Source organism: Sphingopyxis sp. (genome assembly GCF_036261875.1).
Taxonomy (GTDB): Bacteria; Pseudomonadota; Alphaproteobacteria; order Sphingomonadales; family Sphingomonadaceae; genus Sphingopyxis.
This window is the reverse complement of the sequence record NZ_DATAJZ010000023.1, coordinates 60,645-81,308: the sequence shown is the minus strand read 5'-3', so window position 1 is coordinate 81,308 and position 20,664 is coordinate 60,645. Positions and strand designations below refer to the sequence as shown.

At 67.3% G+C, this 20,664-nt stretch carries 17 protein-coding genes and 1 pseudogene; 7 read left to right on the top strand and 11 right to left on the bottom strand.

The window, feature by feature from the left end; genetic code table 11:
* Together mutS and VHO04_RS10755 are read left to right on the top strand one after the other, a co-directional pair.
* Positions 1-1,737: DNA mismatch repair protein MutS (gene mutS / locus VHO04_RS10760; protein WP_329628326.1), on the top strand; the 1,737-nt coding region annotated here is incomplete at its 5' end.
* The gene (locus VHO04_RS10755) at positions 1,734-4,493 is read left to right on the top strand and encodes a [protein-PII] uridylyltransferase (protein WP_329628325.1); all 2,760 of its coding nucleotides are present in this window, start codon (positions 1,734-1,736) and stop codon (positions 4,491-4,493) included. The genes mutS and VHO04_RS10755, both read left to right, overlap by 4 nt.
* A gap of 99 nt (positions 4,494-4,592) precedes the next feature.
* Here VHO04_RS10755 and VHO04_RS10750 read toward each other — a convergent pair whose 3' ends face one another.
* The 11 genes and pseudogenes from VHO04_RS10750 to VHO04_RS10700 all read right to left on the bottom strand — a co-directional run bounded on the left by VHO04_RS10750 (position 4,593) and on the right by VHO04_RS10700 (position 14,489).
* Positions 4,593-5,144 (bottom strand): MGMT family protein, encoded by a 552-nt coding sequence (locus tag VHO04_RS10750; protein WP_329628324.1) that lies wholly within the window; start codon positions 5,142-5,144, stop codon positions 4,593-4,595.
* A gap of 129 nt (positions 5,145-5,273) precedes the next feature.
* Positions 5,274-5,711, bottom strand: a complete 438-nt coding sequence (locus VHO04_RS10745) for a GFA family protein (protein ID WP_329628323.1) — start codon at positions 5,709-5,711, stop codon at positions 5,274-5,276.
* Positions 5,708-6,657, bottom strand: a pseudogene (locus tag VHO04_RS10740) (alpha/beta hydrolase). Before VHO04_RS10740 ends, VHO04_RS10745 begins: the two are co-directional and overlap by 4 nt.
* A 37-nt stretch (positions 6,658-6,694) precedes the next feature.
* Entirely contained in the window at positions 6,695-9,079 is a 2,385-nt protein-coding gene (gene pheT / locus VHO04_RS10735; protein WP_329628322.1) for a phenylalanine--tRNA ligase subunit beta, read from the bottom strand.
* Positions 9,076-10,170 (bottom strand): phenylalanine--tRNA ligase subunit alpha, encoded by a 1,095-nt coding sequence (gene pheS / locus VHO04_RS10730; protein ID WP_329628321.1) that lies wholly within the window; start codon positions 10,168-10,170, stop codon positions 9,076-9,078. The genes pheT and pheS overlap by 4 nt, the downstream gene beginning before the upstream one ends.
* Positions 10,171-10,280: 110 nt before the next feature.
* A complete protein-coding gene (locus VHO04_RS10725; protein ID WP_329628320.1) occupies positions 10,281-11,153 on the bottom strand; it encodes a helix-turn-helix domain-containing protein in 873 nt (290 codons plus the stop codon).
* 523 nt (positions 11,154-11,676) lie between these two features.
* Positions 11,677-12,042, bottom strand: a complete 366-nt coding sequence (rplT, locus tag VHO04_RS10720) for a 50S ribosomal protein L20 (RefSeq protein WP_329628319.1) — start codon at positions 12,040-12,042, stop codon at positions 11,677-11,679.
* A 13-nt stretch (positions 12,043-12,055) separates the two neighbouring features.
* The gene (gene rpmI, locus VHO04_RS10715) at positions 12,056-12,259 is read right to left on the bottom strand and encodes a 50S ribosomal protein L35 (RefSeq protein ID WP_257546045.1); all 204 of its coding nucleotides are present in this window, start codon (positions 12,257-12,259) and stop codon (positions 12,056-12,058) included.
* A 130-nt stretch (positions 12,260-12,389) separates the two neighbouring features.
* Positions 12,390-12,740: a GFA family protein gene (locus VHO04_RS10710; RefSeq protein ID WP_329628318.1), complete on the bottom strand. Its 351-nt coding sequence runs from the start codon at positions 12,738-12,740 to the stop codon at positions 12,390-12,392.
* A gap of 26 nt (positions 12,741-12,766) precedes the next feature.
* Entirely contained in the window at positions 12,767-13,549 is a 783-nt protein-coding gene (gene hisN, locus VHO04_RS10705) for a histidinol-phosphatase (RefSeq protein WP_329628317.1), read from the bottom strand.
* Positions 13,550-13,553: 4 nt separating this feature from the next.
* Positions 13,554-14,489 carry a ribose-phosphate pyrophosphokinase gene (locus VHO04_RS10700; RefSeq protein WP_257546038.1) on the bottom strand — a complete coding sequence of 312 codons (936 nt, stop codon included), beginning with the start codon at positions 14,487-14,489 and terminating at the stop codon, positions 13,554-13,556.
* A 143-nt stretch (positions 14,490-14,632) separates the two neighbouring features.
* Between VHO04_RS10700 and VHO04_RS10695 the strand changes: the two genes are divergently transcribed.
* From VHO04_RS10695 to VHO04_RS10675, 5 genes are all read left to right on the top strand, one after another.
* Positions 14,633-16,294, top strand: coding sequence for an NAD+ synthase (locus VHO04_RS10695; protein ID WP_329628316.1), 1,662 nt, complete (start codon positions 14,633-14,635; stop codon positions 16,292-16,294).
* A gap of 49 nt (positions 16,295-16,343) precedes the next feature.
* Positions 16,344-17,651, top strand: coding sequence for a glutamate--tRNA ligase (locus VHO04_RS10690; RefSeq protein ID WP_329628315.1), 1,308 nt, complete (start codon positions 16,344-16,346; stop codon positions 17,649-17,651).
* Positions 17,652-18,031: 380 nt separating this feature from the next.
* Positions 18,032-18,760, top strand: a complete 729-nt coding sequence (locus VHO04_RS10685) for a TonB family protein (RefSeq protein ID WP_329628314.1) — start codon at positions 18,032-18,034, stop codon at positions 18,758-18,760.
* A 219-nt stretch (positions 18,761-18,979) separates the two neighbouring features.
* Entirely contained in the window at positions 18,980-19,147 is a 168-nt protein-coding gene (gene rpmG, locus VHO04_RS10680) for a 50S ribosomal protein L33 (protein WP_003042331.1), read from the top strand.
* Positions 19,148-19,574: 427 nt separating this feature from the next.
* Positions 19,575-20,546, top strand: a complete 972-nt coding sequence (locus VHO04_RS10675; protein WP_329628313.1) for a magnesium and cobalt transport protein CorA — start codon at positions 19,575-19,577, stop codon at positions 20,544-20,546.
* The last annotated feature ends 118 nt before the right edge of the window (positions 20,547-20,664 follow it).

Below are 20,664 nucleotides of genomic sequence, written 5' to 3'. Positions count from 1 at the left end.
CGCACCGTCACCGGCGGCGGCGCACGCCTGCTGGCGTCGGACATCTCCGCCCCGCTGGGCGACAAGCCGACGATCGAGGCTCGCCTCGACCTCGTGACGCTGTTCACAGGCGATGGCGCGCTTCGCGACCGGGTCCGCACCCGACTGCGCCAGCTTCCCGATATTGGCCGTGCTATCGGCCGGCTCGCCGCAGGGCGCGGCGGACCGCGCGACCTCGCTTTGCTGCGCGATGGCCTCAGCGAGGGCTATGCCCTGCGCGATCGCCTCCTGTCAGTGCTTGAACCGCCAAGCCTCCTGACGGCCCTCCTGCCCAAGCTCATCGACCATGGCGAACTGGTCGAGCTGCTGATGCAGGCGCTGGTTCCATCTCCCCCGCTCGACGCTAGTGACGGCGGCTATATCGCCGAGGGCTATGACGCCGCGCTCGACGCGCTGCGCGAGACCGCGCGCGACGGACGCAAGGCGATCGCGGTGCTTGAGGCAGGCTATCGCGACCGCACCGGCATCGCGTCCTTGAAGATCCGCCACAATGGCGTGCTCGGCTATCATGTCGAGGTACCCGCGAAGCACGCAGACGTGCTGATGGCGCCCGATTCGGGCTTTACCCACCGCCAGACGCTTGCGGGTGTCGTCCGCTTCAACTCGTCCGACCTCCATGAGGCTGCGAGCCGCGTCACGCAGGCGGGCGTTCACGCGATCGCCGCCGAGGCCGCGCATCTCGAAGCGCTAACCGACGCCGCGGTGGCGCGGCGCGAGGCGATCGCGGCGAGCTGCGACGTGCTGGCGCGCATCGACGTCGCCGCGGCGCTCGCCGATCATGCGATGAGTCACAATTGGTGCCGCCCCGATCTTGCCGACGCGCCGTGCCTCGACGTGACCGGCGGGCGGCATCCGGTGGTCGAGGCGGCGCTGGCGAAATCGGGCGAACGCTTCGTCCCCAACGACGTCTCGCTCTCGGAGAGCGACCGGCTCTGGCTCGTCACCGGCCCCAACATGGGCGGTAAATCGACCTTCCTCCGCCAGAACGCGCTGATCGTCGTGCTCGCGCAGGCAGGCGGCTTCGTGCCCGCGGCGGCCGCGAAGCTCGGGCTCGTCGACCGGCTGTTCAGCCGCGTCGGCGCGAGCGACAATCTCGCGCGCGGGCGGTCGACCTTCATGGTCGAGATGGTCGAAACCGCAGCGATCCTCGCGCAGGCGACGCCCGACAGTTTCGTCATCCTCGACGAGGTCGGGCGCGGCACCTCGACCTACGACGGGCTCGCACTCGCCTGGTCGGTGGTCGAGGCGGTGCACGAGGTCAATAAGTGCCGCTGCCTGTTCGCGACGCACTATCACGAGCTCACGCGCCTCGCCGAAACGCTCAACGCGCTGTCGCTCCACCATGTCCGTGCGCGCGAATGGCAGGGCGATCTGGTGCTGCTCCACGAAGTCGCCGAAGGGCCCGCCGATCGCAGCTACGGCCTTGCGGTCGCGCGCCTCGCCGGAGTGCCCGCGGCTGTCGTCAAGCGCGCCGAGGCGGTGCTCGCGAAATTGGAAGCGGGGCGCGAGAAGACCGGCGGGCTCGCCGCGGGACTCGACGATCTGCCGCTCTTCGCCGCGACTCTCGCCGAGGCGCCCGCCGTCGCGGCGGACGCGCTGCGCGAGGCGCTCGCGGCCATCGACCCCGACGCGCTCGCGCCGCGCGAGGCGCTCGATGCGCTCTATCGGCTCAAGCAGATATTGGCGGGCGAGACATGAGCGACCTCTTCGGCGCGCTGGAGGACCGCCGCGCGATCATCGATCGCCGCGCGCTGTCCGATCGGCTCGACACCATCGCCGACGAAACGAGCGATTCGGGTGCGCGTCGCCGCGCGATGGTCGCGCTGCTCAAGGAGGCGCTCGAAACCGGGCGTGCCGAGATCGACCGCCGGTTGCTCGACCATCCCTCGTCGGGGCGTGTCGCGGCGAACGCGACCGCTTTCCTGATCGACCAGATCGTCCGGCTGAGCCACGATTTCACGGTCGACCGCCTCTATCCCGCCAGCAATCGCTCGGCGGGCGAACGGATCACGCTGATCGCGGTCGGCGGCTACGGGCGCGGCGAGATGGCGCCGTTCAGCGACATCGACATTGGCTTCGTCACCCCGTTCAAGCAGACGAGCTGGACCGAGCAGGTGATCGAGGCGCAGCTCTATACGCTGTGGGATTTGGGGCTGAAGGTCGGGCACAGCTCGCGCTCGATCGACGAGATGATCCGCGCCGCGAAGGAGGATCTGACGATCCGCACCGCGCTGCTCGAGGCGCGCTTCATCTGGGGCGACCGCGACCTCTACGACCAGGCGGCGGCGCGCTTCGATGCCGAGGTGGTTGCGGGCAATGCGCGCGCTTTCGTCGCCGACAAGCTCGCCGAGCGCGACGAGCGGCACAAGCGCATGGGCGATTCGCGTTATGTCGTCGAACCCAATGTGAAGGAAGGGAAGGGGGGACTGCGCGACCTCCACACCCTGTTCTGGATCGGCAAGTTCATCCACCGCGTCCGCACCGTCCCCGAACTCGTCGATGCCGGGCTGCTCACCGAACGCGAGCTCCGCCAGTTCGAGCGCGCCGAAAATTTCCTGCTCGCGGTGCGCTGTCATCTCCATATACTCGCGGGGCGCGCCGAGGACCGGCTGACCTTCGATTTCCAGCGCGAGATCGCGCAGCGGATGCACTTCGCCGAGCGGCCGGGCAAGAGCGCGGTCGAGCGCTTCATGCAGCTCTATTTCCTCCACGCGAAAAGCGTCGGCGACCTGACCGGCACCTTCCTCGCGCATCTCGACGAGCAGCTTGCGGCACGCGGGCGGCGCTTTCTGCCGACGCTGCGGCGGCGGCCAGGCAAGCTCCACGGCTTCGTTCTCGACCGCGGCCGGCTCGCGCTGCCGTCGGACGATTTTTTCGCGGCCGACCCGGTGCGGCTGATCGAGATTTTCGCGCTCGCCGACAAGCATGGGCTGGAGATCCACCCGCAGGCGATGCGTCAGGCGCGTCACGACGCCAAGCTGATCGAAACGCAGGGCGTGCGCCGCAAACCCCGCGCGAACGAATTGTTCCTCGACGTGCTGACCAGCCCGCGCGACCCCGAAACGGTGCTGCGCTGGATGAACGAGGCGGGGGTGTTCGGCCGCTTCGTTCCCGATTTCGGCCGCGTCGTCGCGCAGATGCAGTTCGACATGTATCATCATTATACCGTCGACGAGCATACGATCCGCGCGATCGGCCTCCTGTCCGACATCGAGCAGGACCGGCTGAAGGACGATCACCCGCTGTCGACGATGATCATGCACCAGCTTCATTCGCGGCGGGTGATCTATGTCGCGGTGCTGCTGCACGACATCGCCAAGGGGCGCGGCGGCGACCATAGCGTGCTCGGCGCCGAACTCGCGCTGCGCGTCTGCCCGCGACTGGGACTCAGCGAAGCCGAGACCGAGACGGTGTCGTGGCTCGTCCGCCATCATCTGCTGATGTCGGCGACCGCCTTCAAGCGCGACCTTGCCGACTTCAAGACGATCCTCGACTTCGCGCAGATCGTCCAGAGCCCCGAGCGGCTGCGCCTGCTCCTCGTCCTCACCGTCGTCGATATCCGCGCGGTCGGGCCGGGGGTGTGGAACAGCTGGAAGCGCCAATTGCTCAGCGAATTGTTCGACGCTGCCGAGGAGGTGCTGCGCCTCGGCCACAAGCAGCGCGGGCGCGAGGCGCGGATCGCGAGCAAGAAGGACGCGGTGGCGGAGCTGCTCGGCATCGGGGAAAAGCGGTTCGCAGCGCTGATCAAGCGGCTTCCCGAAAGCTATTGGATCGCCGAGCCGATCGAGGTGATTGCCGCCAACCTCCGCCACATCGAGGCCGCGGGCGACGCCCCGCTCCATATCGCCGCGGTGCCCGACGAGGATCGCGGCGCGACATTGGTGATGGTGCTCGCCGCCGACCATCCGGGACTCTTCTACCGTATGGCGGGGGGCATCCATCTTGCCGGCGGCAACATCATCGACGCGCGCATTCACACGACGCGTGATGGCATGGCGCTCGACAATTTCCTCGTCCAGGATCCGCTCGGCCGGCCCTTCGCCGAGGCGGGGCAGATCGACCGCCTGACCCGCGCGATCGAGGATGCGCTCGCCAACCGCCAGAAACTGCTGCCCAAGCTCGAAGCGCGTGCGCTGCCGCGCACCCGCGCCGAGGCGTTCCGCATCGCGCCGAACGTGTTCATCGACAATAAGGCGTCGAACCGCTTCACGGTGATCGAGGTCAATGCGCAGGATCGCCCGGCGCTGCTCAACCAGCTCGCCTATGCGCTGTTCCAGTCGAAGGTGACGGTGCACAGCGCGCATGTCGCCACCTATGGCGAGCGCGCGGTCGACACTTTCTATGTGACCGACCTGATCGGCGACAAGATCGACGCCGCGGCGCGGGTGAAGAGCCTCGAAAAGCGCCTGCTCGAAGCCGCGGCAAGCCGCAGCGAAGAGGCGGTCGCGGCCTAGAGTGCGTTCGGTTTTGATGGAATCAAAACCGGCACGCTAGATTCTTGTTTTACCGTGTTTTCCGAGTCGTCAGCTGGTGCCACCTGACTTGAAAACGCTCTAGAAATCGAATCCGTGCTGCACCGGCGCGACCGGCACGCCCTCGAGTTCGAGCATCCGCGCCTTGGATAGCGCACCGCCCGGTGCGGAGAACCCTCCGATCCCTCCGCCCGCAGCCATGACCCGGTGGCAGGGGATGATCAGCGGCACGGGATTCGTTGCCATCGCCTGCCCGACCGCGCGGGCATGTTCGGGGCCTGCATCGAGTGCGCGGGCAACCGCGCCATACGTCGTCGTCTGGCCCCAGCCGAGCCCCCGTACATGGGCATAGACCCGCGCGAAGAAGGGCGGCGATTCGCCGAGTTCGACCGGCGCTTCGAAAAATTCGACCCGCTCGCCTTCGAAATAGCGGATCGCGGCGTTGATGACCGCCGCTATCCCGGCCGGCGGCTCCGCTCGCCTCGCGCCGGGAAGATGGCGCAAAATGGCGCGTTCGGTCTCGGGTGCGGTCGGCGCGGGCAGACGAAAGCTCGCTATGCCGGCGCCCTTCCAGCCGATCGCCGCGACCCCGGTCGCCGTTCCGAAGAGCTGATAATGGCCTTGGCTGATCATGCCTGATTCTCCGTTCTTGTCGGAGATATAGGACGGCGTTTTTTCAAAGCCATATCGCCGGCGCAGAGGCGCGAGCGGCGTCGGCCGGACCGCTTTGGGGCGGAATGCCGACGTTGCCCAAAGAGGGGGTCAGCTTGTGCCCGCCTTTACCGGATTTCGCTCATGCGCGGCGATATTCTCCGGCAGCGTCAGCCACGCGTGCTGGTCCTGCGCCCACACGGCCTGCTCGGGCATCGGAAAATCGGGATCGGCAAAGGCGCCGACGGCGACGCCGATCCGGTCGGGAAGCCGGTCCGGTTCCCACCACAAGGACGATCCGCATTCGGGGCAGAAGTGGAAGGTGACGTCGAAACCGCTCGCCGACGCCCGCCGGAACCTCTTTGCGCTCCCTGCAACGAGTGCGACCTCGGCGCGCGGAAAGAAGACCGCGACGCTGAACAGCGAGCCGGTCCGCCGCTGGCAGTCGAGGCAATGGCAGAGCGAGACTTTCGCGGGTTCGCCGGTGCAGCGGAGCTGGAGCCGGCCGCAATGGCAGGTCGCGAGCCGCTCCCTTGGTGCGCCGCTCATGCGCCGGTCATCGCGGCGGCGGCGGCGAGCAGGCCGGCGGTGAAGCGCTGCGACAGCGGCGCATCGGGAATCGCGTTGAAGGCGTGGATCGCCCCGGCATAGCTGTGCAGCTCGACCGGCACCCCTGCCGCGGTGAGCCGCCGCGCATAGTCGAGATTCTCGTCGAAGAAGAGATCGAGGCTGCCGGTCGCGATATAGGCGGGCGGCAGGTTCGACAGATCGTCGGCGAGGCTCGGCGAGAACCAGCCGCGGCGCGCATCGTCGATCCGGTAATCGCCCTGCAGCGCGCGCCAGCCGAAGCGGTTGCTCGCGCGCGTCCAGATGAATTCGCCGGTGGTCGGGTTGCGCCAGGGACAGGCGTCGCCGCCGGTACGATGGTCGAGCATCGGGTAAGTGAGAAGCTGCCCCGCGATTCCCGGCCCGCCGAGGTCGCGGGCCATGATCGCAAGCGCCGCCGCCAGCCCGCCGCCGCGCTTTCGCCCGCGACGACGATCCGCCGCGCGTCGAAGCCGAGCGCATCGGCCTGCTCCGCGAGCCACGCCAGCGCCGAATGGCAATCCTCCTGCGGCGCGGGAAAGGGGTGTTCGGGGGCGAGGCGATATTCGACCGAGGCGACCGGCACACCGGCGGCCGCGGCCAGCGCCGCCGGCCCGGCCTGCATCAGCGTCACGGACCCCATTACCATCCCGCCGCCATGGATATGCAGGATCGCGCCGCTGCCCGGCCGGGTCTCCGCCGGACGATAGAGAAAGACCCCTATGTCGGGCCCGCCGTGGATCGACGGGATCGTCACCGTTTCGGGCGCGATCACCGGCGGCGGCAGGATCGCATAGGCTTCGGCCGCCCGGGCGCGAATATCGGCGATCGGCGCCGCGTCGAGATCGGCGCGCGGGAAAAGATCGATCAGCGGCGCGATGTCGCGGTCGACGAGGTGGCGGGTGTCCATGCTTTCCTCTCCCATTCGCCCCCGCGCCTGCGGAGACTCAGCCCCTGAGCATTGCTCCCAGCTTCGCCGCCGCGGCAACCACCTTGTCGGCGACCGCTTTCAGTTCGGCGTCGGTGAAGCTCTTATCCTGCGGTTGCAGCTCGATCTCGATTGCCAGGCTCACCTGTCCCTCGGGGACGCCCTGGCCGGCGAAGCGGTCGAACAGCCGGGCATCGACGATCGCCGCCTTGTCGGCGCCGCGGATCGCGCGGACCAGATCGGCGGCCGCCAGCCCCTCGGGCGCGAGGAAGGCGAAGTCGCGGCGCACCGATTGCAGCGCGGGCGGAGCATAAGCAGCGCGCGCCGGGCCGCTCGCGCGCTTCGCCGGGATCGCATCAAGAAAGATCTGCACTGCCATCACCGGGCCGTCGACGTCGAAATGCTTCGTCAGCGCCGGATGCAGCGCGCCATACTCGGCGAGCACTGCCTTGGGGCCGAGCCGCAACGTTGCCGACTGGCCGGGATGCCAGAGGCCGGGTTCGGCGATGGCCTCCATCACCTGCAGCCGCTCGGCGGGCGCGCCTGCGGCGTCGAGCAGCGCCAGCGCCGCCGCCTTCGCGTCGAAGGCGTCGAAGGGCGCGGCCTTCCCGGTCTGCCAGCCACGCGCGGCCTTGTCGCCCGCCATCAGGACGCCGAGCGTCGGATGCTCGGCCTCGCGCAGATAGCGTCGGCCGATCTCGAACAGGCGGATGCTTGTCGCGCCGCGATCCTGATTGCGCTGCGCCGCGGCGAGCAGGCCGGCGAGCAGCGATGGGCGCATGACTTTGAGGTCTTCGCTGATCGGGTTGGCGAGGTTCCACGCGCCGCCGCCGAAGGGCGCTGCCTCGCGCTCGCTGATGAAGGACCAGGTCACTGCTTCGTGGAAGCCCGCGGCGGCGGCGGCGCGGCGCACCCGGCGTTCGAGCATCTGCTCGGCGGTTGCGGTCGGCCGGGCAACGCCGTCTGCGCGCGGCAGCGGCACCGATTCGATCGCGTCGAAACCGGTGATCCGGGTGACTTCCTCGACCAGATCGGGGGCGCCGTCGACGTCGCGGCGCCAGCTCGGCACCGCGACCTGCCAGTGCCGGGCCTGCTCGATGACGCCGAAACCGAGCGCGATCAATATGTCCTTCTGCCGCTCGGCCGGAATCGCGATGCCGCCGAGCGTCGCCGACAGCGCCGGGTCGTAATCGACATGGTGCACCTCGGCGGGCGGGGTGCCCGCGCGGGTCACCGCCGACGGCGTGCCGCCGCAGATGGCGAGGATATGGCCGGTGACGATCGCGGTCGCGTCGTCGAGGAACGCCGGATCGACCCCGCGCTCGAAGCGGCTGCGCGCGTCGCTGGTCAGGCCGAGCGCCTGACCGGTCAGCGCGATCCGTTCGGGGGTGAAGTAAGCGATCTCGATCAGGACATCGTTCGTCGTCTCGCTGCACCCGCTATGCTCGCCGCCCATGATGCCCGCGATGTCGTGGACCTCACGCGCGTCGGCGATCACCGTCATCGTGTCGGTGAGCGTATAATCCTTGCCGTTGAGCGCGGTCACCGTCTCGCCGGCCTCTGCGCGCCGGGCGACGAGTGCGCCGCTCAGCTTGGCGCGATCATAGATGTGGCTCGGGCGGCCGAGGTCGAACATCACATAATTGCTGATGTCGACGAGGGCGGAGATCGATCGCTGGCCGACCGCTTCGAGGCGGCGGCGCATCCATTCGGGGGCCTGACCGTTGGTCACGCCGGCGATCGTGCGGCCGAAGAAGGCGGGGCAGGCTTCGGGATCGTCGGTCCGGATTTCGGTCGCGGGCGCGCCTTCGCCGGCTATCGTCGGGACGTCGAGCGGCTTCAGCGTGCCGAGCCCGGCGGCGGCGAGGTCGCGCGCGATCCCGCGCACGCCCATGCAGTCCTGCCGGTTCGGCGTGATCGAAATATCGATCACCGGATCGCCCGCGCCGCTGTAGTCGGCGAAGGGGGTGCCGATCGGGGCGTCGGATGGCAATTCGATGATGCCGTCATGATCGTCGCCGAGTTCGAGCTCGCGCGTCGAGCACATCATGCCGTTCGATTCGACGCCGCGGACGGCGGCGACTTTCAGCTCCATGCCGTTCGCGGGCACGACTGCGCCGGGCAGCCCGAGCACGCCGACCAGCCCCGCGCGGGCGTTGGGCGCGCCGCAGACGACGGTCAGCGGTTCGCCGTCACCGCTGTCGACGGTCAGCACCTGCAGCTTGTCGGCCTGCGGGTGCTTCGATGCGGTCAGCACCTTCGCGACACGGAACCCCGCGAGCTTCTCGGCCGGATTCTCGACGCCTTCAACTTCGTGGCCGATACGGTTCAGGGTAGCGACGACATCGGCGGTGGTGAAATCGCCGTCCAGATGGTCTTTCAACCAGTCGAGGGTGATCTTCATGCCGAAATCCCCCCGCTCAATGTGGGCACCGACAGCGCGCCGAACCCGTAATGCGCCAGCCAGCGCAGGTCGCCGTCGAAGAAGGCGCGGAGGTCATCCATGCCATATTTGAGCATTGCGAGCCGGTCGATGCCGATGCCGAAGGCGAAGCCCTGCCATTCGTCGGGGTCGAGCCCGCAGTTCGCGATGACGCGGCGGCCCACCATGCCGCTGCCGAGCAGCTCCATCCACGCATGGCCCTCGTCGTCGCCGTTGCCGCCGACGATCCGCCGGCCCTTCTCATGGGCATAGCCGACATCGACCTCCGCCGAAGGCTCGGTGAAGGGGAAATAGGAGGGGCGCAGGCGGAGCACGATGTCATCGCGCTCGAAGAAAGCCTTGAGGAAGGTTTCGAGCGTCCATTTGAGATGCCCCATATGGATGCCGCGATCGATGACGAGGCCCTCGACCTGATGGAACATCGGTGTGTGCGTCGCGTCGCTGTCGCTGCGATAGACGCGGCCCGGCGCGATGATGCGGATCGGCGGCTGCTGGCTCATCATCGTGCGGATCTGCACCGGCGATGTGTGGGTGCGCAGCAGCATCGCGCGGCCCTCGGCATCGGTGTCGGGGAAATAGAAGGTGTCGTGCATCGCGCGCGCGGGGTGCGTCTCGGGAATGTTGAGCGCGGTGAAATTGCGCCAGTCGTCCTCGATCTCCGGCCCGGTCGCGACCGCGAAGCCCATGTCGGCGAAGATTTCGGCAAGCTCGTCCATCACCTGACTCACCGGGTGGACGCTGCCTTTGGGTGCGGCGGCGGCGGGGAGCGTCATATCGAGCGTTTCGTCCGCGAGCTTCGCGTCGAGCGCGGCGCCTTCGAGCGCGGCCTTGCGTGCGCCGATCGCGGCGGTGACGGCTTCGCGCAGGCCGTGGATCTTCGGTCCTTCGGCCTGCCGCTCCTCGGGGGTCATGCCGCCGAGCGTCTTGAGCAGCCCGGTGACACTCCCCGCCTTGCCGAGCGCCGCGACGCGCAGCGCCTCGAGCGCGTCGAGATCGCTTGCGGCTTCAATCTCGCCCAGCAGCTTCGCTTTCAAGGCTTCTGTCTCGCTCATCGTTGTTCGTTTCTGTGTCGTTCGGGGGACGGCGGTCCCCCGCGCGTCGGTTGTCAGCCGCTTGCACCGAAGGCGGCGCGCGGGTCAAGTCCGGCGGCACGAAACGCGCGCTATCCGCCGGGTTTGTGGAGTCCCTGCACCGCTTCGCCCGCCGCCGCGGCGCGCGCCAGCGCGGCGGCGCCGAGGATCGGTTTCGGCCGCGCGGCATAGGCGCGCGGGCTCATCCCCATGAAGCGCTGGAAATCGCGCGTGAACTGCGCCTGATCATAATAATGATAGTCTAGCGTTTCGATCCAGCTCATCGACGGGTCAAGCATGAAGCGCGCGAGGCTGCGCAGGAAGCGCTGGCGGCGCAGCAGCAGCTTGGGCGGAAAACCGAAGGCTCGCCGCGACAATCGCTCGACCGACCGCTCGGAAAGGCCAAGCTTTTCGGCGAGTTCGGCGACGCTGGTGAGCTCGTCGTCGACGAGCGCGGCGTGGGCGGCGAAGATGTCGGGATCGTCGGGCGGCGCGGCGGCGAGCAGACGGGCGAAATGGTCGTCGAGCAGGCGCGCTGCGCTCTCCGCATCATTTGCCTGCCGAAGCTCGTCCGCGAGCGGGGCGTGCGCGGCGAATGCGGGATGCTGCGCGCCATCGACGAAATGGTCCGCGAGATCCTCGGCGGGGAGCGCGAAGAATTTGGCCCAGCCCGCGGGCAGGATTCCAATACCCCAGGCGCGCATCCGGCCCGCGGCGAAATAGGTCGCCTGGCTCGTCGGGCCGGTGACGATGAAGCGCGGCGCGGAGACCGGCGTGTCGCCGCCGACCGCGGCAAGCGACGGTTCACCATCGATGAAGCGCAGATTCGCCCATTCGGGATGCAGATAGTCCTCGACGCGCACGCCGGGGGACGTCTCGACCTCGGTGAGGTAGATGATGCTGCAATAGGGGCGAAGCGGCTCCGATACGGGAAAGAAGCGCGTCGTGACGCGCACGCCGGCCATTGGCCCGCTGGCAGTTTCTCCCACGGTCATGACGTCATCTCATGCGGAGCGGTGCGTAAAAAAACAACCGTCCAGACGAAGCGGTTGTCGGGTTTTTACAATTTTTCGCCCGCCCGCGACGGCATATGTCGCGCCATAGGGACACTTCCGCCGGCCGTATGCTTTCTGCGACCCACGGCTATCCGGTTCGGAGGGAGGGGGGCGATGGTTTTCCAATGAGCCATTGTCGGAACGGCGCGAGGGGAAACCTTCGCGCCGTTCCTGTTTGGGGACCGCAGGGCGTCGGCTAACGACCGGGAGCGCCCGCCCGGCATCTCCTAACTTTGTCATCCCCGCGAAAGCGGGGACCCAGAGCGTGCGTCGGCTAACCCCACACTGGGTTCCCGCTTTCGCGGGGATGACGAATATCGGGAGGGGCAGCGCCCCACCCCAAAGCTGACATCCGGCGCAGGGGATCGCAGCCCAACGAAAAAGGGCGGCCCCGAAGGACCGCCCTTTTGTTTCAGCAATTCCGCCGAAAGCCTTACGCTGCCTTGGGCAGCGCCGCCTTCGCCTGCGCGATGATCGCGGTGAAAACGCTGCCTTCGTTCATCGCGAGGTCGGCCATGACCTTCCGGTCCAGCTCGATTCCGGCCAGCTTCACGCCGTGCATGAACTGCGAATAGGTCAGGCCTTCGGCGCGGACAGCGGCGTTGATGCGCTGGATCCAGAGGGCGCGGAAGGTCCGCTTCTTCACCTTGCGGTCGCGATAGGCGTATTGACCGGCCTTTTCGACCGCCTGCTTGGCGATACGAATCGTGTTCTTGCGACGGCCATAATAGCCCTTCGCCTGATCCAGGATCCGCTTGTGCTTGGCGTGCGTGGTCGTGCCGCGTTTGATGCGTGACATGGTCTAGCGCTCCTTACTTCAGGCCGTAGGGCGCCCAGAGGCGCACGTGAGCCGTGTCCGAATCGCTGAGCACGCTGGTGCCGCGGTTGGTGCGGATATATTTCGAATTGTGCGAAATCAGGCGGTGACGCTTGCCGGCAACGCCGTGCTTCACCTTGCCCGAGGCGGTGAATTTGAAGCGCTTCTTCACACCGCTCTTGGTCTTCAGCTTGGGCATTTTCGTCTCCTTTTTAAGCGACGATATCGACCGGCCCTGGCAGCCCTTGTCGCCAGGCAGGTCCGCTAATCTATCGTGCGAAGGCGCGCGCCTAGACGGATTCGCGCCGAATTGCAAGCGGGGAAGCAGCCTAGAAGCTCGCGCCGTCGACCTTCTGGATCGTCAGCGAATCGAGGTCGGCCCCGGGTACGCAGCGCAGGTTGACCGCCGCCATCTTCTTGCCGTCGGGGCCGGTGCCGACCGAAAAGCCCTGACAACCGCAATCGGTGCAGAATTGATGGTCGATATTATGCTTGTTGAACGTGTAGGAAGCGAGCTTGTCGCTGCCGCCCGTCAACCGGAACTGGTCGATCGGCACGAAGGAAAGCAGGAAGCCCTTGCGCCGGCAGTGCGAGCAGTTGCAGCTCATCGCCGTCGTGGGAATATCCCCCTCGACCGTATAGGTCACCGCGCCGCAATGGCAGCTTCCGTCGAACGCCATGTCTCTCTACTCCTTGGGCTCTGGCCCTAATGGTGGCGGGCGAGCCCTTCGATAACATCTTCCAGCCGCGCCGGATCGCCCAATGCGATGACATGGCCGTCGCTGTCGGCGTTCAGCGGCTCGCCGTTCCAGTCGCTCATCGTCCCGCCCGCGCCCTCGACGATCGGCACCAGCGCCGCGAAATCGTGGAGCTTCAGTCCGGCCTCGACGACCAGGTCGATATGCCCGCTCGCCAGCAGGCCGTAATTATAGCAGTCGCCGCCGAAGACCATGCGCTTGTGCGCGGTCTGCGCGGCGAGCGCCATGAAATGCTCGCCATCGTGATCGCTGAAATATTGGGGCCCGGTGGTCGCGAGCACCGCGTCGGCGAGGTTGCGGCAGGAGCGGGTCGCGGCAGGCTTGCCGCCGAACAGGGTCGGCTGTCCCATCGCGCCGATCCAGCGCTCGCCCGAAATCGGCTGGTCGATGATGCCGATCAGCGGCCAGCCGTCCTGCAGCAGCGCGATCAGCGTTCCGAAGATCGGGCGGCCGGCCATGAAGCTGACGGTGCCGTCGATCGGGTCGAGCACCCATTGGCGCGCCGCGTCGGGGCGTTCGGCGCCATATTCCTCACCGATGATGCCGTCGCGCGGCGCTTCGGCATCGAGCAGGCGTCGCATGGCGGCTTCGGCGGCGCGGTCGGCCTCGGTCACCGGCGAGGCGTCGGCCTTGGCCTCGTGCGAAAAGGCGGCGCGGAAAAAGGGACGGATCGCCGCGCCCGCCGCATCGGCGAGGCGATGGGCGAGGGCGATGTCGGATTCGAGGGTCATGGGCTCAGTCGAACAGCGACGACACGCTCGATTCGTCGGCGATGCGCTTGATCGCTTCGCCGAGCAGCGGGGCGACGGTGAGCGCGCGGACCTTGCCGCTGTCGTTGACCGCGTCGGTCGGCATGATCGAATCGGTGATGACGAGTTCGGTGAGCTCGCTCGCGTCGACGCGCGCGACCGCGCCGCCCGACAGGACGCCGTGGGTGCAGTAAGCGACGACGCCCTCGGCGCCCGCGGCCTTCAGCGCAGCGGCGGCGTTGCAGAGCGTGCCCGCCGAATCGACGATATCGTCGATGAGGATGCAGAAGCGGCCCGCGACGTCGCCGATGATGTTCATCACTTCCGATTCGCCGGCGCGCTCGCGGCGCTTGTCGACGATCGCGAGCGGCGCGTTGTCGAGCCGCTTGGCGAGCGCGCGGGCGCGCACCACGCCGCCGACGTCGGGCGACACGACCATCAGATTCTTGCCGCCGAAGCGCGCCTGGATATCGGCGCTCATCACCGGCGCGGCATAGAGATTGTCGGTCGGGATATCGAAGAAGCCCTGGATCTGCCCGGCGTGGAGGTCGATCGCGAGGACGCGGTCGGCGCCCGAGGTGGTGATCAGATTGGCGACGAGCTTGGCCGAGATCGGCGTGCGCGGGCCGGGTTTGCGGTCCTGGCGGGCATAGCCGAAATAGGGGACGACCGCGGTGATCCGCTTCGCCGAGGCGCGGCGCAGCGCATCGGTGAGAATCAGCAATTCCATCAGATTGTCGTTGGCCGGGAAATTGGTCGGCTGGACGACGAACACATCCTGGCCGCGCACATTTTCGTGGATTTCGACGAAGACTTCTTCGTCGGCAAAGCGGCGAACGCTGGTGTCGGTCAGCGGCAGCTCGAGATAATCCGCAATCGCGCGGGCCAACGGCAGATTGCTGTTGCCGGAGATGAGTTTCATGGCGAGCGCGGCCCTTTCACGGCGAGTGGGGATGCGCGCCCCTTAGCCAGCGGGCGCCGATAGGGGAAGGGGGTAATGGCGGGCAGAGCGATGCCCTTTCTCTTCGGTTGAATGGACAGGGCGGTTGCGCCTAAACCCCCGGCATGACAACCGCGCTCTCCATCGTCCTGTCGCAGATGACCCAGTCGGTCGGCGACCTTGCCGCCAATGCCGATGCGATGCGCGACGTTCGCGCGCGGCACAGCGACGCCGACCTGATTCTCTATCCCGAACTGCAACTGATCGGCTACCCGCCCGAGGATCTGGTACTCAAGCCCGCGCTCGCCGAGCGTGCGGCAACGGTCCTCGCCGAGCTGGCGGCCGAGACCGGCGACGGCGGTCCGGCGATGCTCGTCGGGTCGGTCGAACGCGACGCCGAGGGGCGGCTCTACAATATCGTCGCGCTGCTCGACGAGGGCCGCGTCGTCGCGACGCGGCGCAAGCATGAGCTGCCCAATTACGGCACCTTCGACGAAAAGCGCGTCTTTGCTCCGGGTCCGCTTCCCGATGTGATCGAATGGCGCGGCGTGAAGCTGGGGCTGCCGATCTGCGAGGACGGCTGGTTCCCGGCGGTCTGCGGGCATCTCGTCGCGCAGGGGGCGGAGCTGCTGATCTCGGTCAACGGCAGCCCCTATGAGATCGACAAGGACGACCGCCGCCTGACGCAGGTGTTCGCGGCGCGCGTTGCCGAGACGGGGCTGCCGCTGATCTTCCTGAACCGCATCGGCGGGCAGGACGAGCTGGTGTTCGACGGCTGCTCCTTCGTGCTCAATGCCGATGGGCGCGCCGCGCACCGGCTGACCGACTGGGAAGGCGAGGAACGCGCGACGCGCTGGACCAAGGGCGAAGGCGGCTGGACGTGCGAGCCGGGCGCGATCGCCGAATGGGAAGCGCATCCCGCCGACATCTACAGCGCGATGATCCTGTCCCTGCGCGACTATGTCGAGCGCAACCGCTTCCCCGGCGTCGTGCTCGGCCTGTCGGGGGGGATCGATTCGGCGATCTGCGCCGCCATCGCCGCCGACGCGCTGGGGCCGGACAAGGTCTGGTGCGTGATGCTGCCGAGCCGCTTCACCAGCCAGGAAAGCCTCGATGATGCGCGGGGCTGCGCGGACATGATCGGGTGCCGGCTCGACACCATCGCGATCGCGCCCGCGGTCGAGGCGTTCGATGCGATGCTCGCTGACAGCTTCGCCGACAAGGACGTCGATACGACCGAGGAGAATGTCCAGTCGCGCATCCGCGGGGTGACGTTGATGGCGCTTTCCAACAAATTCGGGCCGATGCTGCTGACGACAGGCAACAAGAGCGAGATGAGCGTCGGCTATGCGACCATCTATGGCGACATGGCGGGGGGCTATAATCCGCTGAAGGACGCCTACAAGACGACGGTATTCGCGCTCGCCGAATGGCGCAACGCGCATGTTCCGCGGCTGTCGCGCAATCCGGCGACGCCGGTGATGCCCGCCAATATCGTCACCAAGCCGCCGAGTGCCGAGCTGCGCCCCGACCAGAAGGACGAGGACAGCCTGCCGCCTTACGTCGACCTCGACCGCATGCTCCACATGCTCGTCGAGGAGGAAGCGAGCGTCGACGATGTCGTGGCGCGCTATGGTTTCGACCGCGCCGCGGTCGCGCGGATCGAGCGGCTGCTGATGCTCGCCGAGTATAAGCGCCGCCAGGCGCCGCCGGGGGTCAAATTATCGACGCGCAATTTCGGCCGTGACCGGCGCTATCCGATCACCCACGGCTTCCGGACGGGGTAGGCGCGCGCCCGGACTCGCGTCGCGCGCGAAACGGGTTATAGGCGCCTGCATGACCGTCACGACCCGCTTCGCCCCTTCGCCGACCGGTATGCTCCACGTCGGCAACGTCCGCACCGCGCTTCACAACTGGCTGTGGGCGCGCAAGGCTGGCGGGCGCTTTCTGCTGCGTATCGACGATACCGATATCGAACGGTCGAAGGAGGAATATGTCGACGGGATTCGCGCCGACCTCGCTTGGCTGGGGCTCGATATCGACGGCGAGGAGCGGCAGTCTGAGCGCTTCGCGCTTTATGAGGCCGAGTTTGAAAAGCTGAAGGCCGCGGGGCGCGTCTATGCCTGTTACGAGACGCCCGAGGAGCTCGATATCCGCCGCAAGATCCTGCTCTCGCGCGGGCTGCCGCCGGTCTATGAGCGCAAGCCTGCCGATGCGACGGTGCCTGCGGGCGTCGCGCCACATTGGCGCTTCAAGCTCGATCATGCGGCGCCGATCGCGTGGACCGACCTGATCCGCGGCGACCAGCATTTCGACCCGAAGACGCTGTCCGACCCGGTCGTCCGCCGTGCCGACGGGAGCTGGCTCTATCTGCTGCCGAGCGTGATCGACGACATCGCGATGGGGATCACCCATGTGGTGCGCGGCGAGGATCATGTGTCGAACACCGCGGCGCAGGTTCAGATGTTCGCGGCGCTCGGCGCCGAACCGCCGGCCTTTGCGCACGAGGCGCTGCTCGTTGGGACCGAGGGCAAATTGTCGAAGCGGCTCGGCTCGCTCGGTATGGAAGGCTTGCGCGAGCAGGGGATCGAACCGATCGCGCTTGTCGCGCTGCTCGCGCGGCTGGGGACGAGCGATCCGGTCGAGCCGGTGACGTCGCCCGCGCCGCTGATCGAAAGCATCGACTTCGCGCGCTTCGGCCGCGCGCCGGCGCGCTTCGACGAGGCCGAACTGGCGCTGCTGGGTCAGAAGATATTGCACCACACCGATTATGCCGCGGTCGCGCCGCGCCTTCCGATCGCGATCGGCGAAGCGCGCTGGAACGCGATTCGTCCCAATCTCGCGACCGTTGCCGAAGCCGCCGACTGGGTCGCGGTGTTCGACGGCCCCTTCGCGCCGCCCGCGCCCGAGGCGGCCGACCGGCCGGTGCTCGCCGCTGCCGCGGTCGCGGCGCCGGGGCTCGACTGGAGCGCCGATCCGTGGCACGCGCTCACCGATGCGGTGAAGGCGGCAACGGGTGCGAAGGGCCGCGCGCTTTTCCTGCCGCTGCGCCGCGCGCTGACCGGGCGCGATCATGGCCCCGATATGGCCGAACTGCTGCCGTTGATCGCCAAGGATCAGGCGGTCGCGCGGCTTTCTGTCTGAGGCGCGGGCTCTTTTCAGGTTTTCGCACGAAGACACAAAGACACGAAGATGTCGCCTTGAGCCGAAAGGCTCCATTCCATCTCCACGGCGCGCCATGCCGCGGCGATCGGGAATAGAGCCGCTTCGCGATCGCGCAGCCTCTTCGTGTCTTTGTGTCTTTGTGCGAAATCAAGGATCCCTTGGTCAACGCCACCGCCAGAATACCGAATCCCCGATCATGTCCGGGGTAAGCGCAGTCATCTTCCGATTTCTCTCGCCTCGCCATCTCCCTACGCCTTTGCTTGACAAAAATAGAGATGTTATATTATCTCTTAATTCGACCCGGTTCATGGCAGCGGTCACCGCGCGGGAGCCGGGCCGACAAGGCAAGGAGAGGTGCCATGACCCTGATTCCCATGATGTCCGCGATCATCGCAAGGCCTGCGAAGCATGGCGCGCCCGCCGGCCTGGCGCCGTTCGTGCGCGAGAGTTATGACCCCGGCGCGGCGCATCGCCCGGTCGCGGCGGCGTTCGCCTTTGGGCTGCCCGCGGCGCTCGTCATCGCGGTTGCGCTGTCACCGATGATCGTCAAGGAGACGCCGCGGACGAAATCCCAGACGTGGACCGACTTTACCATCGAGCAGCCGAAGCCCGAACCGCGTCCCGACCCGAAGCCGCAGACCGATCCCGCCCAGACGCGGGTGACGTCCGTTCCGACCCAATTGCCGCCGATCGCATCGGACCCGCCGATTTTCGACCCCGCGCCCCCCTATGTCGCGCCGGCAGGCAGCGGGAGCGGTCCGGCCGTCGCCGATCCACCGCTGCCGTCGAAACCCGCGCCCTTCGTCGTCGCCCAGGTCGATCCGCGCTATGCGGGCAGCTTCCAGCCTGACTATCCGGCGAGCGAACAGCGGCGCGAGATCGAGGGGAGCGTGCGGGTGCGCGTGCTGATCGGCACCGACGGGCGCGTCAAGGCGATCGAGCTGGTCAGCACCGACAGCCAGGGCTTCTTCGAGGCGACGAAGCGGCGCGCACTGACGAAATGGCGCTTCAAGCCCGCGACGCGCGGCGGTGTGGCGGAGGAAAGCTGGAAGGAAATGACCGTGCGTTTCCAGATTCGGGGCGGCTGAAACCCCTTCCGGGAGCGGCCGCGTCCCCGCGTCCGCTCCCGCTTTTCCTCGACGCATGGCTTGACATCGACGCCGAATCCCGCCAATGGCGCGCGGATAAATGGGGGCGGCGCCCGACGCGCGGCCCTCTTTGTTTTTCACAGCAACCGCCGGGGCCCCAGTCCCGCCACATGCGCCGGATACCCCTGCGGATGTGCCAATAGTTCGAGGAACAGGGCCATGGCCAAGCCGACGACCGTCAAGATCAAGCTGGTGAGCACCGCCGACACGGGCTTTTTCTACGTCACCAAGAAGAACCCGCGCACGATGACTGAGAAGATGTCGGTGCGCAAATATGACCCGCGTGCGCGCAAGCACGTCGAGTTCAAGGAAGCCAAGATCAAGTGATGCATCGCTCCATGCGCTGACGGCGCATGGGCGGGTAATGCGTCTTCCTCGCGGAAGCGGGGGTTCGGAGGGGCGGCTGCGTGCCGCCCTTTTTCGTGGGTGGTGACGGTGTACCTGCGTTTGAGCCGAGGGCATTTTTCCCCTCCCGCAAGCGGGAGGGGCAGCGAGGCTTGCGAACTTGTTCGCTAGCCGCAGCGGGTGGGCTGGCCGCGCCGTTGCTACCCACCCCCGACCCCCTCCCGCCAGAAGAATGGCCGCCATCGGGCTTACCCTTCGCCGCTGCGTAAACCGATAGCGGCGCCGCCTTCGCAGCAGCGACGGCTATTGCTCGGTCGCTTTCAGCTTGGCGCTCGCCCGACTTGGCGTCACAACGGCCCGCATGAACCACATCTCCACCGTCGCCGCTGTCGCATAAGGACTCGAACCGATGCCGATCATGGCCGCCCGCCATTATCACGAGGGCAAACTCGTCCGTGACCTCGGCCCCGACGACGTCATTCCCGAGGATTGCGCCGACGCGGACTTTTTCTGGCTCGGCCTGTTCGAGCCGACCCCCGATGAACTTGGCGGGATCGCCAAGCGCTTCGGCCTCCATCCGCTCGCGGTCGAAGATGCGCTGAAAGCCAAGCAACTTCCGAAGGTCGAGGTCTATGGCGATCAGCTTTTCGTCATCGCCGCAACCGGCACGCTGGATGGCGATACGATCCAGTCGGGCGAGACCGCGATCTTTCTCGGCCGCCATTTCGCGGTCACCGTCCGCCACGGTTCGGCGCGCGCGCATACCGAAGTGCGTGCGCGGCTGGAGACCCTGCCCGCGAAGCTCGCGCATGGACCCGACTATGTCCTCTATGCGATCCTCGATTTCATCATCGACGGCTATTTCCCGGTGATCGACGCAATCGAGGATCGATTGCTGCTGGTCGAGGAAAGCGTGATGGATACCCCGCTCGACGCCGAGGAGATTCGCCACCTCTATGCCCAGCGGCACGAGATCATCCGGTTCCAGCGCATCGTCGGGCTGATGAAGGACGTCGCCGCGCGGCTCGTCGGCGCCGCCGACCTGCCGTGGATCGACGATGCGGTGCGTCCCTATTTCCGCGACGTCTGGGACCATGTCCAACGCGCCGAATTCCGCCTGTCGGGGCTGCGCGAAGTCGCGGGGTCGGTCGTCGACACCAATTCGCTGCTCGAACAGCAGCGGCAGGGCGTCATCACGCGCCAGCTCGCGGCCTGGGCGGCGATCCTCGCGGTGCCGACCGCGATCGCGGGAATCTATGGCATGAATTTCGAGCATATGCCCGAACTCGGCTGGACCTTCGGCTATCCGCTCGCCATCGCGCTGATGGGAAGCATCTGCGGCCTGCTCTATTGGCGGTTCCGGGTGATCGGCTGGCTCTGATCGCGCTCGCTTCGCCGCATAAGCGGGGACCATAGGGCAACTCGCGACGTGCCCGTGCATTCCGGTCCTTCGACGCCTTCCGCTAACCTTCTTTTAACCGCTTGCTCCGACATCTGTC